The sequence below is a fragment of the Pseudomonas sp. ABFPK genome (genome assembly GCF_001586765.1).
GTDB classification, from domain to species: domain Bacteria; phylum Pseudomonadota; class Gammaproteobacteria; order Pseudomonadales; family Pseudomonadaceae; genus Aquipseudomonas; species Aquipseudomonas asiatica.
Map to the genome: position 1 here is coordinate 1 of NZ_LQXW01000004.1, position 24,884 is coordinate 24,884.

The 24,884-nt window shown below is 61.4% G+C and carries 23 protein-coding genes, 1 tRNA gene and 1 pseudogene; 11 read left to right on the forward strand and 14 right to left on the reverse strand.

Going from position 1 to position 24,884, the window contains the following annotated elements:
* From WM94_RS03815 to WM94_RS03835, 5 genes are all read left to right on the forward strand, one after another.
* Positions 1–1,406, forward strand: a 1,406-nt coding sequence (locus tag WM94_RS03815) for a hypothetical protein (RefSeq protein WP_061550477.1), incomplete at its 5' end; no start/stop codon positions are given.
* A complete protein-coding gene (locus WM94_RS30665; protein WP_256206992.1) occupies positions 1,403–2,194 on the forward strand; it encodes a DUF6708 domain-containing protein in 792 nt (263 codons plus the stop codon). The genes WM94_RS03815 and WM94_RS30665, both read left to right, overlap by 4 nt.
* 164 nt (positions 2,195–2,358) lie before the next feature.
* Entirely contained in the window at positions 2,359–3,159 is an 801-nt protein-coding gene (locus tag WM94_RS30670; RefSeq protein ID WP_256206993.1) for a DUF6708 domain-containing protein, read from the forward strand.
* 122 nt (positions 3,160–3,281) lie between these two features.
* The gene (locus WM94_RS03830) at positions 3,282–3,917 is read left to right on the forward strand and encodes a DUF1326 domain-containing protein (protein ID WP_013972018.1); all 636 of its coding nucleotides are present in this window, start codon (positions 3,282–3,284) and stop codon (positions 3,915–3,917) included.
* On the forward strand, positions 3,898–4,662 hold the full coding sequence (locus tag WM94_RS03835; RefSeq protein ID WP_061550479.1) for a DUF2182 domain-containing protein: 765 nt from the start codon (positions 3,898–3,900) through the stop codon (positions 4,660–4,662). The genes WM94_RS03830 and WM94_RS03835 overlap by 20 nt, the downstream gene beginning before the upstream one ends.
* 59 nt (positions 4,663–4,721) lie before the next feature.
* On the opposite strand, the gene WM94_RS03840 is transcribed toward WM94_RS03835, so the two are convergent.
* From WM94_RS03840 to WM94_RS03850, 3 genes are all read right to left on the reverse strand, one after another.
* A complete protein-coding gene (locus WM94_RS03840) occupies positions 4,722–6,296 on the reverse strand; it encodes an aldehyde dehydrogenase (NADP(+)) (RefSeq protein WP_061550480.1) in 1,575 nt (524 codons plus the stop codon).
* A 209-nt stretch (positions 6,297–6,505) separates the two neighbouring features.
* Entirely contained in the window at positions 6,506–7,495 is a 990-nt protein-coding gene (gene araD1 / locus WM94_RS03845) for an AraD1 family protein (RefSeq protein WP_061550481.1), read from the reverse strand.
* A 28-nt stretch (positions 7,496–7,523) separates the two neighbouring features.
* On the reverse strand, positions 7,524–8,831 hold the full coding sequence (locus tag WM94_RS03850; RefSeq protein ID WP_024086748.1) for an MFS transporter: 1,308 nt from the start codon (positions 8,829–8,831) through the stop codon (positions 7,524–7,526).
* A gap of 184 nt (positions 8,832–9,015) precedes the next feature.
* On the opposite strand from WM94_RS03850, the gene WM94_RS03855 reads away from it, so the two are divergent.
* Complete coding sequence (locus WM94_RS03855; RefSeq protein ID WP_061550482.1) at positions 9,016–10,749, forward strand: IlvD/Edd family dehydratase; 1,734 nt, start codon at positions 9,016–9,018, stop codon at positions 10,747–10,749.
* Positions 10,750–11,258: 509 nt separating this feature from the next.
* Positions 11,259–11,981: a FadR/GntR family transcriptional regulator gene (locus WM94_RS03860; RefSeq protein ID WP_024086746.1), complete on the forward strand. Its 723-nt coding sequence runs from the start codon at positions 11,259–11,261 to the stop codon at positions 11,979–11,981.
* Positions 11,982–12,020: 39 nt separating this feature from the next.
* On the opposite strand, the gene glsB is transcribed toward WM94_RS03860, so the two are convergent.
* The gene (gene glsB, locus WM94_RS03865; protein WP_061550483.1) at positions 12,021–12,929 is read right to left on the reverse strand and encodes a glutaminase B; all 909 of its coding nucleotides are present in this window, start codon (positions 12,927–12,929) and stop codon (positions 12,021–12,023) included.
* Positions 12,930–13,129: 200 nt separating this feature from the next.
* Here glsB and WM94_RS03870 point away from each other — a divergent pair, with 200 nt between their 5' ends.
* Together WM94_RS03870 and WM94_RS03875 are read left to right on the forward strand one after the other, a co-directional pair.
* The gene (locus tag WM94_RS03870) at positions 13,130–14,167 is read left to right on the forward strand and encodes a diguanylate cyclase (RefSeq protein ID WP_061550484.1); all 1,038 of its coding nucleotides are present in this window, start codon (positions 13,130–13,132) and stop codon (positions 14,165–14,167) included.
* 754 nt (positions 14,168–14,921) lie between these two features.
* Positions 14,922–15,713 (forward strand): annotated as a pseudogene (locus WM94_RS03875) (tyrosine-type recombinase/integrase); the annotation flags it as partial.
* Positions 15,714–15,795: 82 nt separating this feature from the next.
* Here the strand turns inward: WM94_RS03875 and WM94_RS03880 are convergent.
* The 9 genes from WM94_RS03880 to thrS all read right to left on the reverse strand — a co-directional run bounded on the left by WM94_RS03880 (position 15,796) and on the right by thrS (position 23,271).
* Positions 15,796–15,872: transfer RNA gene (locus tag WM94_RS03880), tRNA-Pro, on the reverse strand.
* A gap of 102 nt (positions 15,873–15,974) precedes the next feature.
* Complete coding sequence (locus tag WM94_RS03885) at positions 15,975–16,331, reverse strand: MerR family transcriptional regulator (RefSeq protein ID WP_003250681.1); 357 nt, start codon at positions 16,329–16,331, stop codon at positions 15,975–15,977.
* Complete coding sequence (ihfA, locus tag WM94_RS03890) at positions 16,312–16,614, reverse strand: integration host factor subunit alpha (protein ID WP_003250679.1); 303 nt, start codon at positions 16,612–16,614, stop codon at positions 16,312–16,314. Before ihfA ends, WM94_RS03885 begins: the two co-directional genes overlap by 20 nt.
* 4 nt (positions 16,615–16,618) lie before the next feature.
* On the reverse strand, positions 16,619–19,000 hold the full coding sequence (gene pheT / locus WM94_RS03895; protein WP_061550485.1) for a phenylalanine--tRNA ligase subunit beta: 2,382 nt from the start codon (positions 18,998–19,000) through the stop codon (positions 16,619–16,621).
* Between the two features lie 31 nt (positions 19,001–19,031).
* Entirely contained in the window at positions 19,032–20,048 is a 1,017-nt protein-coding gene (gene pheS, locus WM94_RS03900; protein WP_013972006.1) for a phenylalanine--tRNA ligase subunit alpha, read from the reverse strand.
* 109 nt (positions 20,049–20,157) lie between these two features.
* The gene (rplT, locus tag WM94_RS03905; protein ID WP_003250671.1) at positions 20,158–20,514 is read right to left on the reverse strand and encodes a 50S ribosomal protein L20; all 357 of its coding nucleotides are present in this window, start codon (positions 20,512–20,514) and stop codon (positions 20,158–20,160) included.
* A gap of 27 nt (positions 20,515–20,541) precedes the next feature.
* Positions 20,542–20,736, reverse strand: coding sequence for a 50S ribosomal protein L35 (rpmI, locus tag WM94_RS03910; protein WP_003250667.1), 195 nt, complete (start codon positions 20,734–20,736; stop codon positions 20,542–20,544).
* Between the two features lie 61 nt (positions 20,737–20,797).
* Complete coding sequence (infC, locus tag WM94_RS03915; protein ID WP_013972005.1) at positions 20,798–21,349, reverse strand: translation initiation factor IF-3; 552 nt, start codon at positions 21,347–21,349, stop codon at positions 20,798–20,800.
* Positions 21,349–23,271 carry a threonine--tRNA ligase gene (gene thrS / locus WM94_RS03920; protein ID WP_061550486.1) on the reverse strand — a complete coding sequence of 641 codons (1,923 nt, stop codon included), beginning with the start codon at positions 23,269–23,271 and terminating at the stop codon, positions 21,349–21,351. Before thrS ends, infC begins: the two co-directional genes overlap by 1 nt.
* 338 nt (positions 23,272–23,609) lie before the next feature.
* On the opposite strand from thrS, the gene WM94_RS03925 reads away from it, so the two are divergent.
* Entirely contained in the window at positions 23,610–23,915 is a 306-nt protein-coding gene (locus tag WM94_RS03925) for a hypothetical protein (RefSeq protein ID WP_038409261.1), read from the forward strand.
* Positions 23,916–24,077: 162 nt separating this feature from the next.
* Positions 24,078–24,290, forward strand: coding sequence for a cold-shock protein (locus tag WM94_RS03930; protein ID WP_003250656.1), 213 nt, complete (start codon positions 24,078–24,080; stop codon positions 24,288–24,290).
* 222 nt (positions 24,291–24,512) lie between these two features.
* On the opposite strand, the gene WM94_RS03935 is transcribed toward WM94_RS03930, so the two are convergent.
* Positions 24,513–24,833, reverse strand: a complete 321-nt coding sequence (locus WM94_RS03935) for an I78 family peptidase inhibitor (protein ID WP_023660761.1) — start codon at positions 24,831–24,833, stop codon at positions 24,513–24,515.
* Positions 24,834–24,884: the final 51 nt, after the last annotated feature.

Here is a 24,884-nt window from a genome sequence, read left to right on the forward strand (position 1 = left end):
TGCTCGATCCACGGTTCACCAATTCGATGATCAGCGTGACGGTGTGGGTCGAGGGCAAGGCCGAGGAAGTGCATGGGCGGTTGTTCAAGGAGGCCAGCATGGGGGTAACCCAGGCGAGCAGCGCGGCGCAGCTTGCCTTGGTGGATATCTCGGTGGCAGCGGGGACGTTGGAGACAAATGCGCGCAAGTTGTTTCAAGGGATGCAGATCACATCGCAGCAGGTTGCCAGGTTAGTACGGACCGGGTTCTCCGGTTTACGTGGTGTGGCAGGTAGTTGGGAGTTATTGCTGGCGATAGGCGGGTTGTATTTACAGCAGGACAGCCTGGGCAGGAATCAGGAAAAGGCGGAAACGGAGATTGGGCCCAAGGCGTATGAAGCCAGGTTGGCGTTGCAAGGATCCCAGTTGGGCCTATTGGGAGGGCAAGTCGAACTGGTTGGGCTCATTTTGAGATCAAGTGCTAGTCCACTGAATTTGCCACGAGCAAAGGGTGTAGCAGCCACAGGGGAGGCCTTGATAAGGCTTGGTGCTTTGGTGAGTGCGGTTGCAGGGGGCTTTGATGCGGCCCAGGCAATTAATGCGACCAGACGAACCGCCTCTGCGGGTGATGAAACAGCGAGGAACCAACATCTTTTGTCATCCCTCTTGTATGGCTCTGGCGCTGTAGCGTTTAGTCTTGCGGTACTCCAACCCTTGGTTGTCGGTCCGCTGGGGCTGGCGATTGCCTTCACGCTTGCTGCTTATCAACTAAGCAAACTGGCTCAGGAAAATGAATCAACTGATTTGGAACGCTGGGTAAGGCGGTGCTGCTTTGGAAAAGCAGACGAAATACCGATCATCCATTGGAATGTACCAGAACATGCGGATATCGCGTTTGCCGAACTCAATGCCGCCACACTAGGCACTAAGGCAAAGTTGAATTTTGAATCGCTCTTGGCAACTGATCCAGGTCTTCCGAAAATCGGCGGCTTGATTAGCGCCGAAATAATTAGAAAGCTAAGATTCTTGATCACACTGCCTATGTACGATGAGCGATCCTCGGGATATCGCTGGAAATTGATTGTACATCGTCACGGTGACGGCAATCACCCTGATTACGTTGGCGGGGAAACTATTGCTTCAGGCAATTTTTTTGCGACCACTGAAGAGCCTCTATCACCGTCCTCTTCATTTTCGAGCTTTACATCACCGCGAATACCCGATCACGACCGCAATTATTCAATCAGCGAGAAGCGAAAACCTTACCCTACCGGACTCTGTCAGTTAGAGATTTCTGGCTCGATATCGCTCATGGCGACTATAGGAAAGCACACGATCCTGGCAGCTACGCTGTTGGTGATGTACTGGCCGGATCGGAGCTTGCCAAGTGGGTACATTGAGATTTGTGTCAGGGAGGTTAACGAGTGAAGCGTGATGGTAAAGTTTTGTGGGAGCGTGCTTTGGGCTGGAGTTATGACCTGCCGAAGGTGGGCGAAGTGCCAAAATGGCGAATTGGGTGGGCGAGCGTGAAACCGGCCCCTAACTATTTCGATGATGTGTTTCTAGAGTTGCCACGGAGCAGCAGCATCCTTCGAGGTTTGACATTCCTAATCGGTGTTGCAGGTTTGCTTCTTCTTCTTGGAATAACGCTTTACATGTACTGGAGTTTTTTGCGTGACGATTGGCTGATGAGTTTGTCATTGGCAATTATCACCGCAGCACTATTATGGTCTTTGATTCCTTACATTAAACTTGATCTGGTTGCTCCTAGAGACGAACCTATCCGCTTCAATCGACTTCGCCAAAAGATATATATTTATGAGTTTCGATATGACCGCATATTCATCTTCAGTCGCAAACGCTGGGGCGTCAAACCGGTCGCCTACAACTGGGACGACGTAACCGCCGAAGTCTACCGAGTCTACGCCCCCGGCCACGGCGGCCTGATCGAGAACGTCATGCTGTCGGTACGCAACCCAGAAACCAACGAAGTCATCGACCGCGTGTTCTTCACTCACGACCTCTACCACGGCGAAGCCTACTGGGCCATCGCCCGGCTATTCATGCAGCAAGGCCCCGAAGCCCTGCCGAAGTTCGTGCACCCACCCCGTGACTGGAACGACGACGATGGCCTGAGCCACATGCATTGCCTGGCACCCAAGGTTCATTGGCCGGAGGACATTGACCGTGAGTCCCGTACTGCCCCATCTGAATGAGAGGGCCGATGCCCCCGGGCCTAGAAGTTATAGGCTGCCGTAGGTTGCGGCAGCCTCACTGTTCCCGCAAGGCCCCTGCACAGCCAGGCCCCACGGCAAGCTGCTACACGCTCTGCCTAGATGCCAAGTGGGTACTTTGAGATTTGTGTCAGGGAGATTAACGAGTGAAGCGTGATGGTAAAGTTTTGTGGGAGCGTGCTTTAGGCTGGAGCCATGACCTTCCCAAGGTGGATGAAGTGCCAAAATGGCGGAGCGTATGGACGAGTGTCAAGCCGGCACCCAATTATTTCGATCATGTATATCTCGAGTTACCACGGAGCAGCACCATCCTTCGAGGTGTTATATTTTTGATTGGGGTTCCGGGTTTGCTATTTGCTTTAGGACTTACGCTTTACTTATACTGGAGCCTTTTGCATGGCAGTTGGCCGCGCGACTGGCTTACAAACATATCAATAGCTCTTCTTCCGGTAGCATTATGGGCTTTGACTGCCTATGTCAGGCTTGATCTGGTTGCTCCTAGAGATGAGCCAATTCGCTTCAATCGACTCCGCCAAAAAATATACATTTATGAGTTTAAATATGACCGCATATTTATCTTCAGCCGCAAACGCTGGGGCGTCAAACCTGTCGCCTACAACTGGGACGACGTAACCGCCGAAGTCTACCGAGTCTACGCCCCAGGTCACGGTGGGCTGATCGAAAACGTCATGCTGTCGATCCGCAACCCGGAAACCAACGAAGTCATCGACCGTGTGTTCTTCACCTATGACCTCTACAAAGGCGAAGCCTACTGGGCCATCGCCCGACTATTCATGCAGCAAGGCCCCGAAGCCCTGCCGAAGTTCGTACACCCACCCCGTGACTGGAACGATGACGATGGCCTGAGCCACATGCATTGCCTGGCACCAAAGGTTCATTGGCCGGAGGACATTGACCGTGAATCCCGCACTGCCCCATCTGACTGAGAAGGCCGATGCTTTGAAGCAGTGGTTTTATACGGCCCGTGTCAGATGCCGAATCTATCTAAATATGGCGGCATGATCCGGAACTAAACTAACAAGTGGCACTTGTTTGCGAGGATAGGATCATGGCCTATGTCGATTGGCGATTGCGCGGCGCAGGGGTCGACCTTTGCAACTGCGATTATGGCTGCCCCTGCCAGTTCAATGCCTTGCCCACCCATGGCACTTGCGAAGCGGCAGTGGGCTATCACATTGAGGAGGGGTACTTCGACGAGGTGTCGCTGGCCGGCTTGAATGTGGCCTGCACCTTCGCCTGGCCTGGGCCCATCCACGAGGGCGGTGGGCAATGCCAGGCCTTTATCGATGAACGCGCCAGTGATGCCCAGCGCCAGGCATTGCTGACCATTCTCAGCGGCCAGGAGCAGGAACCCACGGCCTTCTTCGCCATTTTTGCCAGCACCGTGCAGACCATGCACGCACCGCAGTTCGTGCCGGTTGAGGTGCACACCGACCGCGCCGCACTGACCGCCAGCATCCACGTGCCTGGGGTGCTGGATGGCCGGGCCGAGCCGATCCGCAACCCCGTGGACGGATCGGTGCACCGGGCCAGGCTGGTGCTGCCAGAGGGCTTCGAGTTCGGCGAGACGGACTGCGCCAGCGCCACCTTCAACTGCTCCGGGGCGGTGAAGCTGGACTATGCCGGGCGCAACGCCATGCTCTACGACCTGGATATGGGGCCAAATGGCATCATCCGCGGCTAGTCGCTGGCCAGCCCCGGGCGCGCTGCTGACCGGCGCGCTGGTGCTGATGATCAGCGCGCTGGGTTGGTGGTGGCACGTCGAGCAGGCAACGACCATGGCGGCGATGGGCGAGATGCAGATGCCACCCACCGCCTGGTGGTCGCGCCAGGGCGCGCTGACCCTGCTGATGTGGTTGGCGATGATGCAGGCGATGATGCTGCCGGCCGCCCTGCCGGTGTTCCTGCTTTACCGACGCTGCCTGCTGCGCGACAGCGCCGGCCCATTCAAGCTGTTGCTGTTCTGCGCGGCCTATGCGCTGCTCTGGTGTGGTTTCGCCCTGCTGATGACCCTGCTGCAGGCCCTTGGCGAATGGCTTGGCTGGCTCGATCCCATGACCCTGCGCCTGCCACCGCTCATGGGTGCGCTACTGCTTCTGCTAGCCGGTGGCTACCAGATGAGCCAGGGCAAGGCCGCTTGCCTGGAGCATTGCCAGAGCCCGCTGTTTTTTCTTCAGCACCATATACGCCCGGGCCTTGGCGGCGCCTGGAGGCTGGGGTTGCAGCATGGCCTGTACTGCATCGGTTGCTGCTGGGCGCTGATGCTGGTCCTGCTGGTGGTTGGCGCCATGAGCCTGTGGGGCATGGCCGCGCTGGCGATGCTGGTTCTGGCGGAGAAAGTGTTGCGGTTGGGCGCGGCCTGGCGCCGCTACAGTGGCGCCCTGCTTATCGCTGGTGGACTGCTGCTGGCGCTCTGGCCGCATATCTGACACCCCCGCCCGGGCCTACCCGGGCGGGGTGCAGCGGTACCACGCCGAAGCCCTTGGCGTCAGGCCAGCGCCTCGCGGCTGTGCTGGCCGTCGACCAGGCGTTGCAGGCCCAGCGGGTTGGCGTTTTTCAGGGCGTCGGGCAGCAGCGCATCCGGGTAGTCCTGGTAGCACACCGGCCGCAGGAAGCGGTCGATGGCCAAAGTGCCGACCGAGGTCCCACGGGCATCGGACGTGGCCGGGTATGGCCCGCCATGCACCATGGCATCGCACACTTCGACACCGGTCGGGTAACCATTGACCAGCAGGCGCCCGGCCTTGCGCTGCAGCAGCGGCACCAGCGCTGCGAAGCGCTGGAAGTCTTCCGGCTCGGCAATCAGGGTTGCGGTTAGTTGCCCATGCAGGGCTTGCACGGCGCGGCGCAGTTCGGCTTCGTCGGCCACCGCCACGGCCACCGTGGCCGGCCCGAACACCTCCTCCTGAAGCAACGCATCACCGTCAAGCAGCAGGCTCACATCCGCCTGGAACAGCTGCGCCTGCGCCTGGTCGCCAGCCTGGTCGGCGCCGGCCAGATGACGCACGCCCGGGTGCTGGTGCAGGCGTTGCACGCCCTGGGCATAGCTGCGCAATGTACCGGCATTGAGCATGGTCTGCCCGGGCTGGTCGGCCAGCTGCGCACCAAGGGCCGCCAGGAAGTTGCTGAACGCTTCGCCGGCAATACCGATGACCAGCCCGGGGTTGGTGCAGAACTGCCCGCAGCCCAGCACCACCGAACCGGCCAGCTCCCTGGCCACCTGCTCGCCCCTGGCCTGCAAGGCCGCCGGCAAGACCAGCACCGGGTTGATGCTGCTCATTTCGGCGAACACCGGAATCGGCTGCGGGCGCGCTGCAGCCAGCTCGCACAGCGCACGGCCGCCCTTGAGCGAACCGGTGAAGCCCACGGCCTGGATCGCCGGGTGGCGCACCAGCGCTTCGCCGACACCGGCACCGTAGATCATGTTGAACACGCCCGCGGGCATGCCGGTGGCCACCACTGCCCGCTCGATGGCCTCGGCCACCCGTTCGGCAGTGGCCATGTGGCCGCTGTGCGCCTTCACCACCACCGGGCAACCGGCGGCCAGCGCTGCGGCGGTATCACCCCCAGCGGTGGAGAAGGCCAGCGGGAAGTTGCTGGCGCCGAACACAGCTACCGGGCCGACGCCGGTGCGATACTGGCGCAGGTCGGGGCGCGGCAGCGGCTGACGCTGGGGTTGGGCACGGTCGATGCGAGCCCCCAGGTAGTCGCCACGACGAAGCACCGAGGCGAACAGGCGCATCTGGTTGCTGGTGCGCGCGCGTTCGCCCTGGATGCGCCCGGCCGGCAGTGCGGTTTCGCGGCACACGGTGGCGACAAAGGTGTCGTCCAGCGCATCCAGCTGGTCGGCAATGGCATCGAGGAACTGCGCACGGCGCTGCGGCGCCAGGGCGTTGTATTCGGCGAAGGCCGCTTCGGCAGCCTGGGCGGCGGCGTCCACTTCCTCCGGGGTGGCTTGGGCAAAAGCCTGCGGCAAGGCTTCGCCGGTGCGCGCGTCGAGGCTTTGCAGGCGCACGCTGCCGGCAGCGCTGCGCTGGCCGCCAATGAAGTTGCTTCCGGTCATGGTTGGCTCCTGTAATGAGGAAAGAAGATTCAAAGGTTCATGTCAGCCATGGAGTGCACATGCCCCGCCATGTCAACAGGGCCCCTGTGGGAGCGGCTTCAGCCGCGAACACCGGCGTAGCCGGTGCCATGCACCGCGCCGGGCCCTTCGCGGCTAAAGCCGCTCCCACAAGTACGCGGGCGAACCCGACACACTGCTCGCCTGACGGCTCAAAGGCTTTTCACCACCCCGGGGCGAACCTGCCCGGGCGCGGCGGCAATGCCGTTGCGCAGCGGCTGGCCGAAGGCGTCGAGGCTGACTTCGAAGGTGTCGCCCGGGCGCGCCTGGATGCCGTCGGCGAACGACAGCGTGGCGGTGCCGAAGTAATGCACGTGGATATCACCGGGGCGCAGGAACTGGGTGTACTTGAAGTGGTGGAATTCCAGGTTCTCGAAGCTGTGGCACATGTTCTGCTCGCCCGACAGGAACGGCTTGCGCCACAGCTCCTGGCCGTCGCGCAGGATGCGGCTGGTGCCTTCCAGGTGGGCTGGCAGCGCACCCAGGCGCAGCTCTGGGCCGAAGCTGCAGGCGCGCAGCTTGGAATGGGCCAGGTACAGGTAGTTGCGCCGCTCCATCACATGGTCGGAAAACTCGTTGCCCAACGCATAGCCAAGGCGGTAAGGCGTGCCGTCGGCACCGATCAGGTACAGCCCGACCAGCTCTGGCTCCTCGCCGGCATCCTCGGCGAACGCCGGCAGCGGCAGGTCGGCGCCAGGGCGCACGACGATGCCACCGTCGCCCTTGTAGAACCACTCCGGCTGCGCGCCCTCCTCGCCTGCCGGCGGCCGACCGCCATCGAGGCCCCACTGGAACATGCGCATGCTGTCGGTCACCGCGCCTTCGGCCTGCTGCTGATGCATCTTGTCGCGGGTTGCGGCGCTGCCCAGGTGGGTCAGCCCGGTGCCGGTGACCAGGCAGTGCGCCGGGTCCGGGTGGTCCAGTGGTGGCAACACGCGGCCTTCGGCCAGCAGGGCCAGGTAGTCGTGGCGCTCGCCCAGGCCGGCAGCCTGCACTTCAGCGGCCAGGTCACGGCCGGCGGCAATGGCTTGCAGGGCCAGCTGGCGGGTGCTGCCAGCGCCCTGCACCTGCAGGGCGTAATCGCCTTCCACCACGCCCACGCAGCGCTCGCCGGTGGCGGTTTCAAATTGGATCAATCGCATGTTTGTGCTCGCTTCTCGGTTGCGAAAATTAGCGGGAGGCTTCGGCTGCCCGCGTGGAAGCCAGGCGCTGGCGGCGCTCCAGGCGGTTGTAGACAACCCCGGTGAGCAACAGCCCGAACAGCATCACCACGGCCAGGAAATACAGCCCCGACGAAAGTTGCCCAGTGTGTTCCTTGAGCGCGCCGATACCGAACGGGCCCAGGTAGCCGCCGAGGTTGCCGATCGAGTTGATCAAGGCGATGCCCGCTGCGGCGCTGGCCCCGGAGAAGAACCGGCCCGGCAAGGTCCAGAAGATGGCGGTGCAGGAGAACAACGCGAATGCCACCAGGCACAGCGCTGCCAGCTGCATGACCGGCACGCTAAGCCAGGCACTGAAGAACAGGCCGATCGCACCCAGGGCATACAGCAGGCCCAGGTGGCCATAGCGGTCGTTCAGGCGGTCGGAGCTGCGCGGCACGATCAGCAGGCCGATGATGCCGAACAGGTAAGGCACGGCCGAAACGAAACCGGTGACCAGGTCACTGCCGCCAAACTGGTGGATCAGCGTCGGCAGCCAAAGGCCCAAGCCGTAGATGCTCAGAGTCACCGGCAGGTAGAACAGCGCCAGCAACAGCACCCGGCTGTCCTTCAGGGCATGCAACGGATTGCCATGACGGGTCTGGCCGAACTCGCGCAGGTCGTTGGCCAGCTGTTCCTGCAGCCAGCTGCGCTGTTCGTCGCTGAGCCAGCGCACCTTGGCCGGGCTGTCCGGCAGCAGGCGCAGGGTCGGCCAGGCCAGCAGCACCGCGGGGGTACCGATGCAGATGAACAGCCATTGCCAGCCATGCAGGCCGTAGATGCCATCGAGCCCCAGCAGCGCGCCCGAGAGCGGCCCGGTGATCAGCATCGCCAGCGGCTGGGAGAGGATGAAGAAGCCGAGGATCTTGCCGCGATGGCGCACCGGGTACCACTGGGTGATGTAGTACAGCACGCCCGGGAAGAAGCCCGCCTCGGCCGCCCCCAGCAGAAAGCGCATCACGTAGAAACCGTTGGGCCCGGTAACGAACGCCATGCCGACGGTGATCGCGCCCCAGGTGACCAGGATGCGGGCGAACCAGCGGCGCGCGCCAAAGCGGTCGAGCAACAGGTTGCTTGGCACCTCGAACAGGAAGTAACCAATGAAGAAGAGCCCGGCACCAAGGCCGTAGGCCGCGTCACCCAGGCCGATGTCGGCGCCCATGTGCAGCTTGGCGAAGCCCACCGCGGAACGGTCGACATAGGCCACCAGGTAAAGCAGTACCAGAAAAGGGATGAGTTTCAGTGTGATCAGGCGGACGAGCCGCTGCTCCTGAATCATGGCGATGTCTCCAATTGTTCTTGTAATGGGTACAGCACCTGGTCGGGGACTTTTTGGCAGACCTCTGACCTGGGTGAATGATCTTATAGTATTACTAATTGAGCCAACAAGCCTTCACAGAGACCATTTTTACCAGTACAGTCGATCGCACAACGACAAATAGTAATACTAATTAGGTGTTCCCATGTCTGATAGCAAACGCCCACTGCGCTCCGCCCAATGGTTCGGCACCGCCGACAAGAACGGTTTCATGTACCGCAGCTGGATGAAGAACCAGGGTATTCCGGACCACGAATTCCAGGGCAAGCCGATCATCGGCATCTGCAACACCTGGTCGGAGCTGACCCCGTGCAACGCGCACTTCCGCAAGATTGCCGAACACGTCAAGAAGGGCGTGCTGGAGGCTGGCGGCTTCCCGGTGGAGTTCCCGGTGTTCTCCAGCGGCGAGTCCAACCTGCGCCCCACCGCCATGCTCACCCGCAACCTGGCGAGCATGGATGTGGAGGAAGCGATCCGCGGCAACCCGGTGGACGCCGTGGTGCTGCTGACCGGCTGCGACAAGACCACCCCGGCGCTGCTGATGGGCGCGGCGAGCTGTGACGTGCCGGCGATCGTGGTTACCGGCGGGCCGATGCTGAACGGCAAGCACAAAGGCAAGGACATTGGCGCCGGCACCATCGTCTGGCAGATGCACGAGGCCTACAAAGCCGGCCAGATCGACCTCAACGAGTTCCTCTCGGCCGAGGCCGGCATGTCGCGCTCGGCGGGTACCTGCAACACCATGGGCACTGCCTCGACCATGGCCTGCATGGCCGAAGCGCTGGGCACCTCGCTGCCGCACAACGCCGCCATCCCGGCGGTGGATGCACGCCGTTACGTGCTGGCCCACCTGTCGGGCATGTGCATTGTCGACATGGTGCGCGAAGACCTGCGCCTGTCGAAAATCCTCACCCGCGAAGCCTTCGAGAACGCCATCCGCGTCAACGCCGCCATCGGTGGCTCGACCAACGCGGTGATTCACCTGAAGGCCATTGCCGGGCGCATCGGCGTGGACCTGCAGCTGGAAGACTGGACCCGCATCGGCCGCGGTACGCCAACCCTGGTCGACTTGCAGCCTTCGGGCCGTTTCCTGATGGAAGAGTTCTACTACGCCGGCGGCCTGCCTGCGGTCATCCGCCGCCTGGGCGAAAACGGCCTGCTGCCCAACCCTGCCGCGCTGACGGCCAACGGCAAGAGCCTGTGGGACAACTGCCAGGCCGCACCGCTGTACGACGAAGAGGTGATCCGCCCGATCGACAAGCCGCTGGTGGCCGATGGCGGCATCTGCATCCTGCGCGGCAACCTGGCGCCCAAGGGCGCCGTGCTCAAGCCATCGGCCGCCACCCCTGCGCTGATGCAGCATCGTGGCCGCGCCGTGGTGTTCGAGAACTTCGACGACTACAAGGCACGCATCAACGACCCCGAGCTGGATGTGGATGCCAGTTCCGTGCTGGTGATGAAGCACTGCGGGCCCAAGGGCTACCCGGGCATGGCCGAGGTCGGCAACATGGGCCTGCCGGCCAAGCTGCTGGCCCAGGGCGTGACCGACATGGTGCGTATTTCCGATGCCCGCATGAGCGGCACCGCCTACGGCACCGTGGTGCTGCACGTGGCGCCGGAAGCGGCAGCTGGCGGGCCGTTGGCTGCCGTGCGCGAAGGCGACTGGATCGAACTGGATTGCAAGGAAGGCCGGCTGCACCTGGACATTTCCGACGAGGAACTGGCCGGCCGCCTGGCCGACCTGCAAGCCCCGCCACAACTGATCAGCGGTGGTTACGCCAAGCTGTACCTGGACCACGTCATGCAGGCCGATGAGGGTTGCGACTTCGACTTCCTGGTCGGATGCCGCGGGGCGGCGGTGCCCAAGCACTCGCACTAAGGCCTGAAGCCTGTCGTTTAGCGTCATTGGGGCTGCTGCGCAGCCCATCGCCGGCAAGCCGGGCTCCCACAGGTACGGCGCCCCCCCCCAAGAGCTACGCGGTCCCTGTGGGAGCCCGGCTTGCCGGCGATAGGCCGCAAAGCGGCCCCCAGACCGCTTAATTGACTGGCATCAGGGCATGCCCGCGAACACCGGCAAAGCCGGTGCCATCCATCGCGCCGGATTCTTCGCGGGTAAACCCGCTCCCACAGGTACCGCGCTAGCTTCGAGGTGACGCTACACCTGTGGGAGCGGCTTCAGCCGCGAACACCGGCGTAGCCGGTGCCATCCACCGCGTCGCCTGCTTCGCGGGTGAACCCGCTCCCACAGGGACGGCGCAGGCTTCAGGCTCACGCGGTACCTGTAGGAGCGGCTTTAGCCGCGAACACCGGCGCAGCCGGTGCCATGCACCGCGTCGACGCGCTAATGCTATGATGCTGCCCCCGCCCGAAGGATCCGCCCCGCCCCACATGAACTACCGCCAACCCACCACGCGCAAGAGCATGCACGCCACCCTGGTCCAGGACCTTGGCGTACAGATCGTATCCGGCCAACTCGCACCCGGGCAGAAGCTGCCTTCCGAGGCCAGCCTGTGCGAAGCCTACGCGATCAGCCGGCCGGTGTTCCGCGAGGCGATGCGCGCCCTTACCGCCAAGGGCCTGATCGAGGCCCGCCCGCGGGTGGGTACCCTGGTTCGGCCGCGCCATGACTGGCACATGCTCGACCCTGACGTGCTGCACTGGCTGATGCAGGCCACACCGCAACAGGAATTCTTCAACATGCTAAGCAGCGTACGCTGGGTCATCGAACCCGCCGCCGCCGCACTGGCCGCCACCAACGCCAGCGCCGACGACGTCGATTCGATCGCCGAGGCCTACCAGCGCATGGAAGCCGCCCGCAACCATGAAGAGCGCCTGCAACCGGACCTGGACTTCCACGCCCGCATCGCCGACGCCACCCACAATGACCTGCTGGCCTACCTGTGCAACATGCTGTCGATGGCGCTGCGCGAGTCGGTGCGCTACTCCAACCAGCGGGCGAATTTCGACGAACTCGCCCTGCCCCGGCACAAGGCGATTCTGACCGCTATCCAGAACGGTGACGCGCTGGGCGCGCGGCATGCTTCACTGGTACAGCTTGAAGATGCCCGCGTGGCCCTGGCCAAGGTACTGGGGCAGGACCCGACAAGCTGAGGTATCGACCGGGCCTACCTCAGCCACCGGGCCCGCCGATCAGAACACCGACCAGCCGATCCGCGAACTGAGCAGTTCGAGCGCCGCCATGCCGGCCAGGGAGTTACCCACCGCATTCAACTCCGGCGACCACACGCACACGGTGAATTGCCCCGGCACGATGGCCACAATCCCGCCCCCTACACCACTCTTGCCCGGCAACCCCACCCGATAGGCGAAATTCCCTGCTTCGTCATACAACCCGCTGGTGGCCATGATCGAGTTCACCTGCTGGGTCTGGCGCCGGGTCAGAATCTGCTCACCACTGTGCTTGCAGAACCCATCGTTGGCCAGGAAACAGAACGCCCGAGCCAGATCAAGGCAGTTCATTTGCAGCGCGCAGTAACTGAAATAGCTGCGCAGCACCGTCTCCACCTCGTTATGGAAGTTGCCGAACGACTGCATCAGGTAAGCCATGGCCGCATTGCGCGCGCGGAATTGATACTCCGAATCAGCAACGCGGGCATCGATCGAAATATGGGGATTGCCCGATAGCCGCCGCACGAAATCGCGCATCGACAACGTGGGTGCAGCGAAGCGCGACTGGTTGATATCGCAGATCACCAACGCACCCGCATTGATAAAGGGGTTGCGCGGCCGACCGCGTTCGAACTCCAGCTGCACCAGCGAGTTGAACGGCTGGCCGGAAGGCTCATGGCCAAGCCGCTGCCAAATGGCTTCCCCGGAGTGCCCGATCGCCTGCACCAGGCTGAACACCTTGGAAATACTCTGTACCGAGAACGGCACCAGCGCGTCGCCTGCACAGTAATAGCTGCCATCGTTGCCATAGACCGCGATGCCCAGCTGGTTCGCCGGCACATCGGCCAGCGCGGGAATGTAGTCAGCCACTTTGCCCTTGCCGATCAAAGGACGTACTTCTTCGAGAATCTCGTTCAACAGCGTTTGCATGGAAGGCCCTGTATCAGTCCCCAGACGACGGCTAAGGGGTAGCATCCTTGACGAAGATCGAGCGAAAGAAATCACACTCCCGGCAAGAAATTGTCGGCCGACCGTGCATCACGCCATGGCCTATGCTGTGCTTGTTTCGACGGTATACAGCCCGCGCACCCGCCAGGTACCCAAGCCAACCAAGGAACGGAGGACCCACAATGCCAGCTTGCCCCTTGCCTGCTGACGAAGCGCTACGCCAGCGCACGCTCGACGACATGAACCTGGTCGACACGCCAGCCGAGCATTACCTGGATACCTTGGTGCGGCTCACCCAGGACCTGGCCCATGTGGACACTGTGCTGATCAGCCTGATCGACCAGGACCGGCAGTGGTTCAAGGCCCGCATAGGCCTTGAGGCAAGCGAGACGACGCGCAGTGTTTCGTTCTGCGGCTACGCCATTCTCGGCGAGGACACCCTGATGGTGCCCGACGCCCTGTGCGACGAACGATTCGTCGACAACCCGCTCGTGCTGAACGAGCCCTACATCCGCTTTTACGCCGGCCACCCCTTGCGCGCCGGCAACGGTAAAGCCATCGGTACGCTGTGTATGTTCGACCCGCGCCCGCGTGTGCTCAGCGAGGCTCAGCAAGCGAACTTCAGGGACCTGGCCACGCTCGCCGAGGGGTATCTGCAGCTGCGTACCTTGGCCCAGGTGAACCGCGATCTGCGGCTTGAAATGGATCGCGAGCAGCGTAAAGCCCTGCTCGACCCTTTGACGCAACTGTGGAACCGCGGCGCGTTGTCGGCGTTTGAAGCGCATGAACGGCGATTGGCCGAGGTGAACGGCTTACAGCTGGGTGCGGTTTATGCCGACCTGGACCACTTCAAGTCCATCAACGACAAGTACGGCCATGGCGGCGGTGACAAGGTACTGTGCGAAACGGCCCGTCGCCTGCGCGCGGCACTGCGCCCCGATGACCTGGTGGTGCGCCATGGGGGTGAGGAGTTTGTTGCAATTTTGCAGGTGAAGGACAGCGAAGAGCTGACCCGGATTGCTGAGCGGATTCGCGAACAGGTGGGTGCCAGCCCGATGCAGTTGCCCTGTGGCCAGTTGAACGTAACCCTGAGCATCGGGTGCACCCTGTTTGCCAAGGGAGAAACGCTGGATGACGCACTGGAACGCGCTGACAAGGGGCTTTATGACGCCAAACAGAATGGACGAAACCGGGTTGTCTACATAGCGCCACCTCTCTGAGACGAGCACGATCCGGGCTGTGCGGCATCTCTTCTCGCCTCTCAGCCCGGCTATGCATTGCCCCAGCCCCCGCCCCCGCCCCGCTCGACACTCCCGTTCCGCCAAAGCTGGATTATCTGAATGCCCCAACACAGCGCTCAAACCCTGCGCGCATCCTGTGGGAGCGGGCGCGCCCGCGAACACGGGCGCAGCCCGTGCCATCCACGATAAACCCGCTAAAAAAGCTGCAAGCCACTCATCAATAAGCAGAACCGTACACAAAAGGTCTCCACGAACAAATCCGCCCTCAAAACTGCCCACATCTCCATGACCTAGCAGTTCCCCCCTGTGGGAGCGGCTTCAGCCGCGAACACCGGCGCAGCCGGTGCCATGCCCACGCCAGATTCTTCCCCGCCCAAACGCAATACTCAGGGCCATGAGACCACAGCTACCCGCCTCCAAAACCCAAGGCCTTGCACCTTGCCCAAAGGCACCTGCCAAATCGATCAGCCATATGCAGTTCCAGGACAACTGGCCAACGCCCAAAACAACCTGCCAATCGCCCCAAGCCCCGTCACTGCATCCCTACCCCGCCAGCCCCGACCTCATCCATGAAATCCGCAAGAAACACTTCAAGCCGAGCATGGCGCTCAGCAGCCAGCCGAGGCTACCTCGGCATGTGCAAGGACGAATTCAAGAACACCGTCAGGCCGCATGTCCGTGAATTCCCGATCGGGAAACAGGGTATCGGCTTCGACCGCCTCGAGCTTGACGCCTGAGCAACCGAACGATCAACATCGCGATCGAGCGTGCGATTCGCGTGTTGTCGCTGGCTTGCAGGAAGTGGCGGGACGAAGAACGCAGGCCTTGGCTCGACAGCGTACCGCTGCTGACCAAGCTGGAAGAGAAGAAGGCGAGCCGAAAGCCCTACCCCATGACCTGGGAGGAGCAGTCGATTCTTTTCGGGGAGTTGCCGGACCACCTGCAGCGCATGGCCCTGTTCAAGGTGAACACGGGCTGCCGCGAGCAAGAGGTCTGCAAGTTGAGGTGGGACTGGGAAATCTTCGTGCCGGAGCTTGGCACTAGCGTGTTTCTGATACCGGCCGAATTTGGCGGCCGACACGAAAACTCAGGGGTCAAGAACCGGGACGAGCGCCTGGTAGTGCTGAACAGCGTGGCGAAGTCGGTAGTCGATAGTCAGCGCGGCATCAGTCGGGAATGGGTGTTCCCCTACAACGGTACGGCGATGCATCGCATGAACGACTCAGCCTGGAAGAAAGCTCGGGTGCGCGCGGCGAAGCTCTGGCAGGAGCAACACTTGCGGCCGGCACACCCCGGGTTCGCATCCATACGGATTCATGACCTCAAGCACACTTTTGGCAGGAGGCTGAAAGCAGCAGGCGTTACTGAAGAGGACCGCAAGTCGTTATTGGGCCATAAGAACGGCAGCGTGACCAGTCACTACTCCGGCGCGGAGCTTGGTCAGCTGATAGAAGCAGCAAACAAGGTGTCGGCCACCGACTCGCGTGGACCGGTACTGACAATTTTGAAGAGGAGGATCGGATGATGAAAAAGGCGAAGTCACTCGAAAAGTCACTAGCCCCAGAAACAACGAAGCCACCCGAAGGTGGCTAAGTTGTTGAATATATTGGTCGGGACGGAGTGATTCGAACACTCGACCCCTTGCACCCCATGCAAGTGCGCTACCGGGCTGCGCTACGCCCCGACTACATTCTCATAACCTCTGAGAACGATGAAGAATCTACCTTAACCTCCTGATAAATGAAAGCTTTTTCTCAAAAAAATTTCCACTCACCAGTAAACCAGGTCACTTCTTCAACACCACCAACACATCCTCCAACTCAACAATCATCTGCCGAATCAGCTGCTTGTACTGGCTAGACTCATCCTTGGCCTCATCACTGGAGAGCCTCAACCGAGCCCCGCCAATGGTAAACCCCTGGTCATAAAGCAGCGCACGAATCTGGCGAATCATCAGCACATCCTGCCGCTGATAATACCGCCGGTTCCCCCGCCGCTTCACGGGATTGAGCTGATCGAACTCCTGCTCCCAATACCGCAGCACGTGCGGTTTCACCGCACAAAGCTCACTCACCTCACCAATGGTGAAGTACCTTTTGCCCGGTATGGGGGGCAGTTCGTCGTTATGGCTTGGTTCCAGCATAGGCCTCAACCCGGGCCTTCAACTTCTGCCCTGGACGAAAGGTGACGACGCGCCGTGCAGTGATCGGGATTTCTTCCCCTGTCTTGGGGTTGCGGCCCGGCCGCTGGCGTTTGTCGCGAAGGTCGAAGTTGCCGAAACCGGACAGCTTGACCTGCTCGTTCTCTTCAAGTGCGTGCCGAATTTCTTCAAAAAACAGCTCGACCAGCTCCTTGGCCTCACGCTTGTTAAGCCCCAGCTCCTCGTACAGCCTTTCGGCCATCTCAGCTTTCGTCAGAGCACCCATGCCGTTATTTCCTTAACGTGGTGTTCAACCTTTGTTCGAGCGAGGTGAGGATGTTTTGCAGTGCGGCGTTCACCTCATCGTCGTTAAGAGTGCGCGATGGATGCTGCCAGGTCAAGCCGACGGCAAGGCTTTTTCTATCAGGATCAATGCCTTTACCTTGGTAGACATCAAACAGCCTGAGGTCTGTGAGCCATTCGCCTGCATTGTCACGAATTACTTCAAGCACCGAGCTAGAAGCTACATCACGTCCTGCGATCAAAGCCAGGTCGCGGCGGGTTTCCGGGAACTTGGACAGCTCGCTGAATTTCGGCAGGCGGCCTTCGACCACGTCGCCCAGCACCAGCTCGAACAGGAACACCGGGCGGTCCAGGTCCAGGGCTTTTGCCAGCTCTGGGTGGATGGCGCCGAGGTAACCGACCAGCTTGCCGTCACGCTCGATGGCGGCGGTCTGGCCTGGGTGCAGGGCTGGGTGCTTGCCGGCACTGAAGGTGAAGTCGCTCAGGGCGCCGGAGTAGCCCAGCAGGGCTTCCACGTCGGCCTTCACGTCGAAGAAGTCGACGCCGTCACGGCCGTTGGCCCAGCCTTCTGGCAGGCGGCTGCCGGTGATAACGCCGGCGATCATCGGCTGCTGCTTCAGGTCGCCAAGCTGGCCGACGAAGCGCAGGCCGCTTTCGAACAGGCGCACGCGGTCTTGCTGGCGGTTCAGGTTGTGCTGCAGTGCCTTGACCAGGCCCGGCCACAGGGACGCGCGCATGGCGGCCATGTCGCTGGAGATGGGGTTGGCCAGCAGCAGCGGCTCTACGCCCGGGCTGAACAGTTCGAACAGTTTCGGGTCGATGAAGCTGTAGGTGATGGCTTCCTGGTAGCCGCGGGCAACCAGCAGGCGGCGCAGGGTCGGCAGGTCACCGCGGGTTTCCAGCTTGCCCTGGGGGGCCAGGCGGGCTTGTGGGTAGCGAACCGGCAGGTTGTTGTAGCCGTACAGGCGGGCCAGCTCTTCGATCAGGTCCACTTCCAGGCTGATGTCGAAGCGGTGGCTTGGGACGTTGACGATCCACTGCCCTTCCCCGTTTTTAGTCGTGGTCAGCTCCAGAGCGTTGAGCAGCTGCTCGACCTGGGCTGGGTCCATTTCCATGCCGAGCATCTGGGTGATGCGTTCGGCGCGCAGGGTAACCGGGGCCACTTGCGGCAGGTGTTGTTCGCTGACGGCTTCGACAACCGGGCCGGCTTCGCCGCCGACGATGTCCAGCAGCAGCTGGGTGGCGCGCTCCATGGCTTCGCGGGCCAGCTGCGAGTCTACGCCGCGCTCGTAGCGGTGCGAGGCGTCGGTGTGCAGGCCGTAGGAACGGGCTTTACCGGCGACGGAGATCGGCTCGAAGAAGGCGCTTTCCAGGAACAGGTCGCGGGTTTTTTCGGTGTTCACACCGCTGTGCTCGCCACCCATGACGCCGGCAATGGCCAGGGCGCGGGTGTGGTCGGCGATTACCAGGGTGTCGGCGCGCAGGGCAACTTCCTGGCCGTCGAGCAGGACGAGCTTCTCGCCCTCTTCGGCCATGCGTACGCGGATGCCGCCGTTGATTTCTGCCAGGTCGAAGGCGTGCATCGGCTGGCCGAGTTCGAGCATCACGTAGTTGGTGATGTCGACGGCAGCGTCGATGCTGCGCACGTCGCTGCGGCGCAGGCGTTCGACCATCCACAGCGGGGTCGGCTTGCTCAGGTCTACGTTGCGGATGACGCGGCCCAGGTAGCGTGGGCAGGCAGCCGGGGCGCTGACTTCGACCGGGCGCACTTCGTCGTGGGCAGCCGGTACGGCTGGCACTACCGGGCGGGTGACCGGGGTGTCGTACAGGGCGCTGACGTCGCGGGCGAGGCCGGCGATGGACAGGCAGTCGCCGCGGTTGGGGGTGAGGCCGATTTCGATGCTGGCGTCGTCCAGGCTCAGGTACTGGCGAATGTCTTCGCCAACCGGGGCGTCGGCAGCCAGTTCCAGCAGGCCGTCGTTCTCTTCGCTGATCTGCAGCTCGGCAGCCGAGCACAGCATGCCGAAGGACTCGACACCGCGCAGCTTGGCCTTCTTGATCTTGAAGTCGCCTGGCAGTTCGGCGCCGATCATGGCGAACGGGATCTTGATGCCTGGGCGGGCGTTAGGGGCGCCGCACACGACCTGGAAGGTTTCCTGGCCGTTGCTTACCTGGCACACGCGCAGCTTGTCGGCGTCCGGGTGTTGTTCGGTGGCGAGGATTTCGCCCACGACGATGCCGCTGAACTGGCCGGCAGCGGGGGTAACGCTGTCGACTTCGAGGCCGGCCATGGACAGGCGGGCGACCAGTTCGTCACGGGAGACTTGCGGGTTTACCCAACCGCGCAGCCACTGTTCACTGAATTTCATGCTGTTCTCCTAGAATGTGCGTCGATTGGGCCTAGCGGAATTGGGCAAGGAACCGCAGGTCGTTATCGAAGAACAGACGCAAATCGTTGACGCCGTAGCGCAGCATGGCCAGGCGCTCGGCGCCCATGCCGAAGGCGAAGCCCTGGAACTCTTCAGGGTCGATGCCGGACATGCGTAGCACGTTCGGGTGCACCATGCCGCAGCCCATCACTTCCAGCCAGCCGGTCTGCTTGCACACGCGGCAGCCTTTGCCGGAACACATCACGCACTGGATGTCGACTTCGGCGGACGGCTCGGTGAAGGGGAAGAACGATGGGCGGAAACGTACCGCCAGTTCTTTTTCGAAGAACACGCGCAGGAATTCTTCGATGGTGCCCTTGAGGTCGGCGAAGTTGATATCGCGATCGATCAGCAGGCCTTCGACCTGGTGGAACATCGGCGAGTGGGTGATATCCGAGTCGCAGCGGTATACGCGGCCCGGGCAGACAATGCGGATTGGCGGCTGGGTGGACTCCATGGTCCGCACCTGCACCGGCGAGGTGTGGGTGCGCAGCAGCATGTTGGCATTGAAGTAGAAGGTGTCGTGCATCGCCCGGGCCGGGTGGTGGCCAGGGATGTTGAGCGCTTCGAAGTTGTGGTAGTCGTCTTCCACCTCTGGGCCTTCGGCAATGCCGTAGCCGATGTGGGTGAAGAACTGCTCGATGCGCTCGAGTGTACGGGTGATCGGGTGCAGGCCACCGGTGGCCTGGCCGCGGCCTGGCAGGGTGACGTCAATGCATTCGGCAGCCAGGCGAGCGCTGAGCTCGGCTTCTTCAAAGGCGGCCTTGCGGGCATTGAGCACAACGGTAACGCGCTCTTTGGCGTCGTTGATCAGCGCGCCGACTTTCGGCCGCTCTTCGGCTGGCAGGTTGCCCAGGGTCTTCATCACCTGGGTCAGCTCGCCTTTCTTGCCGAGATAGTTCACCCGGATCTGTTCCAGGGTATTGATGTCTTCAGCGCGCTCCACGGCCTCTAGGGCTTGGGAGACCAACGCATCCAGGTTTTCCATGTACAGACTCCAGATACGAAAATAGGGGAAGAGCTTTGAAGGCTCTTCCCCTATCGATGACGTTCAATGCCCGACGGCGCTAGCGCCGCCGGGTGATTGTCGCGGGTACTTAAGCCAGAACGGCTTTAGCTTTCTCGACAATCGCAGCAAACGCCGCTTTTTCGTTCACTGCCAGATCGGCCAGAACCTTACGGTCGATTTCGATCGAAGCCTTTTTCAGGCCAGCAATCAGACGGCTGTAGGACAGACCGTTGGTGCGGGCACCGGCGTTGATACGAGCGATCCACAGTGCGCGGAACTGACGCTTCTTCTGACGACGGTCACGGTAGGCATATTGACCTGCCTTGATGACAGCCTGCTTGGCAACGCGGAATACGCGCGAGCGTGCACCGTAGTAGCCTTTAGCCAGTTTCAGAATTTTCTTGTGACGCTTACGAGCGATGACGCCACGCTTAACACGAGCCATGAGTAACTTCCTCTATCTAAACCAGAATTAACGTACGCGCAGCATGCGCTCGACTTTTGCCACGTCAGACGGGTGCAGCAGGCTGGCACCGCGCAGTTGACGCTTACGCTTGGTCGACATTTTGGTCAGGATGTGGCTCTTGAAAGCGTGCTTGTGCTTGAAGCCGGAAGCGGTCTTCAGGAAGCGCTTCGCAGCACCGCTCTTGGTTTTCATTTTTGGCATGTTGGAACTCCGCATTCGATAAAATTACACAATAATCATCAGGCCTGCCGTGCCCGGGAGATTACTTCTTCTTTTTGGGGGCGATGACCATCATAAGCTGGCGTCCTTCCATCTTCGGATGCTGCTCAACGGAGCCGTATTCGGCGAGGTCGGCTTCGACCCGCTTCAACAGCTCCATGCCCAGCTCCTGGTGGGCCATCTCACGGCCGCGGAATCTCAGAGAGATCTTGGCCTTGTCCCCATCGGTAAGGAAACGTACCAGGTTGCGTAGTTTTACCTGGTAATCCCCTTCTTCCGTCCCTGGACGAAACTTGATTTCTTTGATCTGGATCTGCTTCTGGTTTTTCTTGGCTTCGTTGGCCTGCTTCTTCTTCTCGAAGAGGTGCTTGCCGTAGTCCATCACCTTGCAGACGGGCGGTTGCGCGTCGGCGGAGATTTCCACCAGATCCAGCTTCGCTTCATCAGCGATACGAAGCGCTTCATCAATCGAGACGATGCCAATCTGCTCGCCGTCAGCGCCAATTAACCGAACCTCGCGTGCCGAGATATTCTCGTTGATCGGGGCTTTCGGTGCAGTTCGTTTATCGTTTCTCATTTCACGCTTAATAGTCATTACTCCGATTCTAGGCGACCGCGCTGGGCAACAGCGCTGTTGAGCAGCTGCGTGAATTCAGCCACCGGCATGGAGCCGAGGTCTTTGCCTTCACGGGTGCGTACGGCGACGGTCTGCGTTTCGACTTCGCGATCCCCTATAACCAAAAGGTACGGGACCTTGAGCAAAGTATGCTCGCGGATTTTAAAGCCGATCTTCTCATTTCTCAAGTCCGACTTGGCACGGAAACCGCTACCGTTCAGGGTATTTTCCACCTCGAGGGCGAAATCGGCCTGCTTGTCGGTGATGTTCATGATCACGGCCTGGGTTGGGGCCAGCCAGGCCGGGAACACGCCGGCGTAGTGCTCGATCAGCATGCCGATGAAGCGCTCGAACGAACCGAGGATGGCGCGGTGCAGCATGACCGGGCGAACACGGCTGTTATCTTCGGCGATATAGCTGGCATCCAGGCGTTCTGGCAGGTTCGGGTCGTACTGCAGGGTACCGCACTGCCAGTTACGGCCGAGGCAGTCGCGCAGGGTGAACTCGATCTTCGGGCCGTAGAAGGCGCCCTCGCCCGGCTGGTATTCCCACTCCAGGCCCGATTCGTTCAAGGCGTCGGCCAGTGCGCCTTCGGCACGGTCCCACAGCTCTTCGGAACCCACGCGCTTGGCCGGGCGGGTCGACAGCTTCATGGCAATGTCGGTGAAGCCGAAGTCCTTGTACACGTCCAGGGTCAGCTTGATGAAGTCGGCGGCTTCTTTCTTCACCTGTTCTTCGGTGCAGAAGATGTGCGCGTCGTCCTGCACGAAGCCACGCACGCGCATGATGCCGTGCAGGGCGCCGGACGGCTCGTTACGGTGGCAGGCACCGAACTCGGCCAGGCGCAGCGGCAGGTCGCGGTAGCTCTTCAGGCCCTGGTTGAACACCTGCACGTGGCACGGGCAGTTCATCGGCTTGACCGCGTAGTCACGGCTTTCCGACGAAGTGGTGAACATGTTCTCGGCGTAGTTGGACCAGTGGCCGGAACGTTCCCAGAGAATGCGGTCGACAACCTGCGGGGTCTTGATTTCCTGGTAGCCGTTGACGCGCTGCACCTGGCGCATGTACTGCTCGAGTACCTGGTACACGGTCCAGCCGTTGGCGTGCCAGAACACCATGCCCGGGGCTTCTTCCTGCAGGTGGAACAGGTCGAGCTGCTTGCCGATCTTGCGGTGGTCGCGTTTTTCGGCTTCTTCGATGCGCTGGATGTATGCCGCCAGCTGCTTCTTGTCGGCCCAGGCGGTGCCGTACACGCGTTGCAGCTGCTCGTTCTTGGCATCGCCGCGCCAGTAGGCGCCGGACAGCTTGGTCAGCTTGAATGCCTTGAGGAAGCGGGTGTTCGGCACGTGCGGGCCGCGGCACATGTCGACGTATTCTTCGTGGTAGTACAGGCCCATGGCCTGCTCGTCCGGCATGTCTTCGACCAGGCGCAGCTTGTAGTCTTCGCCACGGGCCTTGAACACCTCGATGACTTCGGCGCGCGGGGTCACCTTCTTGATGACGTCGTAGTCCTTGTCGATCAGCTCCATCATGCGCTTTTCGATGGCGGCCATGTCTTCAGGGGTGAAGGGGCGCTCGTAGGCGATGTCGTAGTAGAAGCCTTCGTCGATGACCGGGCCGATCACCATCTTGGCGGTCGGGTACAGCTGTTTCACTGCGTGGCCGACCAGGTGGGCGCACGAGTGACGAATGATCTCCAGTCCCTCTTCATCTTTAGGGGTGATGATCTGCAGGGTGGCGTCGTTGCTGATCAGGTCGCAGGCATCGACCAGTTTGCCGTCGACCTTGCCGGCCACGGTGGCCTTGGCCAGGCCGGCGCCGATGGAAGCGGCGACTTCGGCTACGGATACGGCATGATCGAACGAACGTTGACTGCCATCGGGAAGAGTAATAACGGGCATGGCGCCTCCTCTCCTAGTGGTGACCCCTACCAAAGGTCACGTGGGTTGGGATGAGCCAGTACAAGATCCGACCTGCCTTCCCGCAACGGGAAGCCTGCCTCACAGTGGCAGAAGCCTTTCGGCTTGCCAGGGACGAACCAGAGTGACTGGAAAGAAAAAAGATAGCTGCAAGCTGCAAGTTGTCAGCTGCAAGCCGGGCATGCTAGCACGCGGGTTGCACGCCAGGCAGAAATATTTGGAAATTACGCCGCAGCGGTGAACTAACGCGGAAAAATTCCTATCAGACTTTGGGAAGCAACCTACTCTTGATGAGACCTTAACCCAAGGAGTAACTGGTTATGCGAGTTCCGTCTCTTCTGGCCCTGGCGGCCGCTGGGGCCCTGCTGCTGCCCATGGCTGCGAACGCCGGCAACTTCCCGGCCGGGAAGGAAGCTGCCTACATGACCCAGTGCACGCAAGTGGCTCAAGGCCAAGGCGTTGACGCTGCGACCGCGAAAAAGCACTGCGACTGTGGCGCGCAAACCATCAAAAAGAATTTCACCGACGCGGAAATTGCCGACCTCGACAGCAACGATGGCGTGGACGCCAAGCTGATGCAGAAGGCCCAGATGGCCGTGAAACAGGCCTGTGCACCGAAGAGCTGAAACCTTAAAGCCAGAGCAGACCAGCCATTCTTTGAGCTGGATCAACATCCTGCGAAGGTAAAAGGCGCTAGATGCGCAGAATTAGACTATGATGTGTTCCGTGCTCCGTAGCCTCGGCCGCATTGCACCACTGAAAAAACTAAATGTTCTGGAGATTCACCCATGTCCAATCGCCAACAAGGCACCGTCAAATGGTTCAATGATGAGAAAGGCTACGGCTTCATCACCCCAGCAGGCGGCGGCGACGACCTGTTCGTTCACTTCAAGGCCATCGAATCTGACGGCTTCAAGAGCCTGAAAGAAGGCCAGACTGTTTCCTTCGTCGCCGAGCGCGGCCAGAAGGGCATGCAGGCTGCACAGGTTCGTCCGGAGTAATTCGGATAGCTGTAAAAAAACCCGCCCTTGTGGCGGGTTTTTTTATGGGCGTTTACCAGGCTGCACACGCTCGTTTTTTGTAGGAGCGGCCTTGTGTCGCGAAAGGGCCGCGTAGCGGCCCAAGGGTTTCAGCTTCGCAGCATCAATGGCCGGGGCCGCTTTGCGGCCCTTTCGCGACACAAGGCCGCTCCTACAGGGACCGCGTCGATCCTCCGGGCTGTATCAACCGCAGTTGACGCGAACCACCTTGCCCTGCTCGTCCACATTCAGGTTCAAGCGCTCGGAACGGTACTCGAGGGTAACCACGTCATGCGGCTTGAGAATGCGGGCCATCTGCGAGCCACTGGCCTTGCGCGCCTGCTCCAGCAGCTCGGCGCTGGCAAGCTTGCCAATGGCGAAATCGGCGCCGCTGGCTTCGCAGCGGCCATCGTTGCCTGCCGGCGTGGCTGGCGCAGCGCCACCAGCAGAATTGCCACCAGTGCTGCAACCAGCCAGGACAGCAGCCACCGCCAGGGTTGCCAGGTAAGCACGGGTACGGAACATGAAGCCTCCTAAATCGGTCCGGGAACTGTCTGATCCGACAGTTCCGCTGAT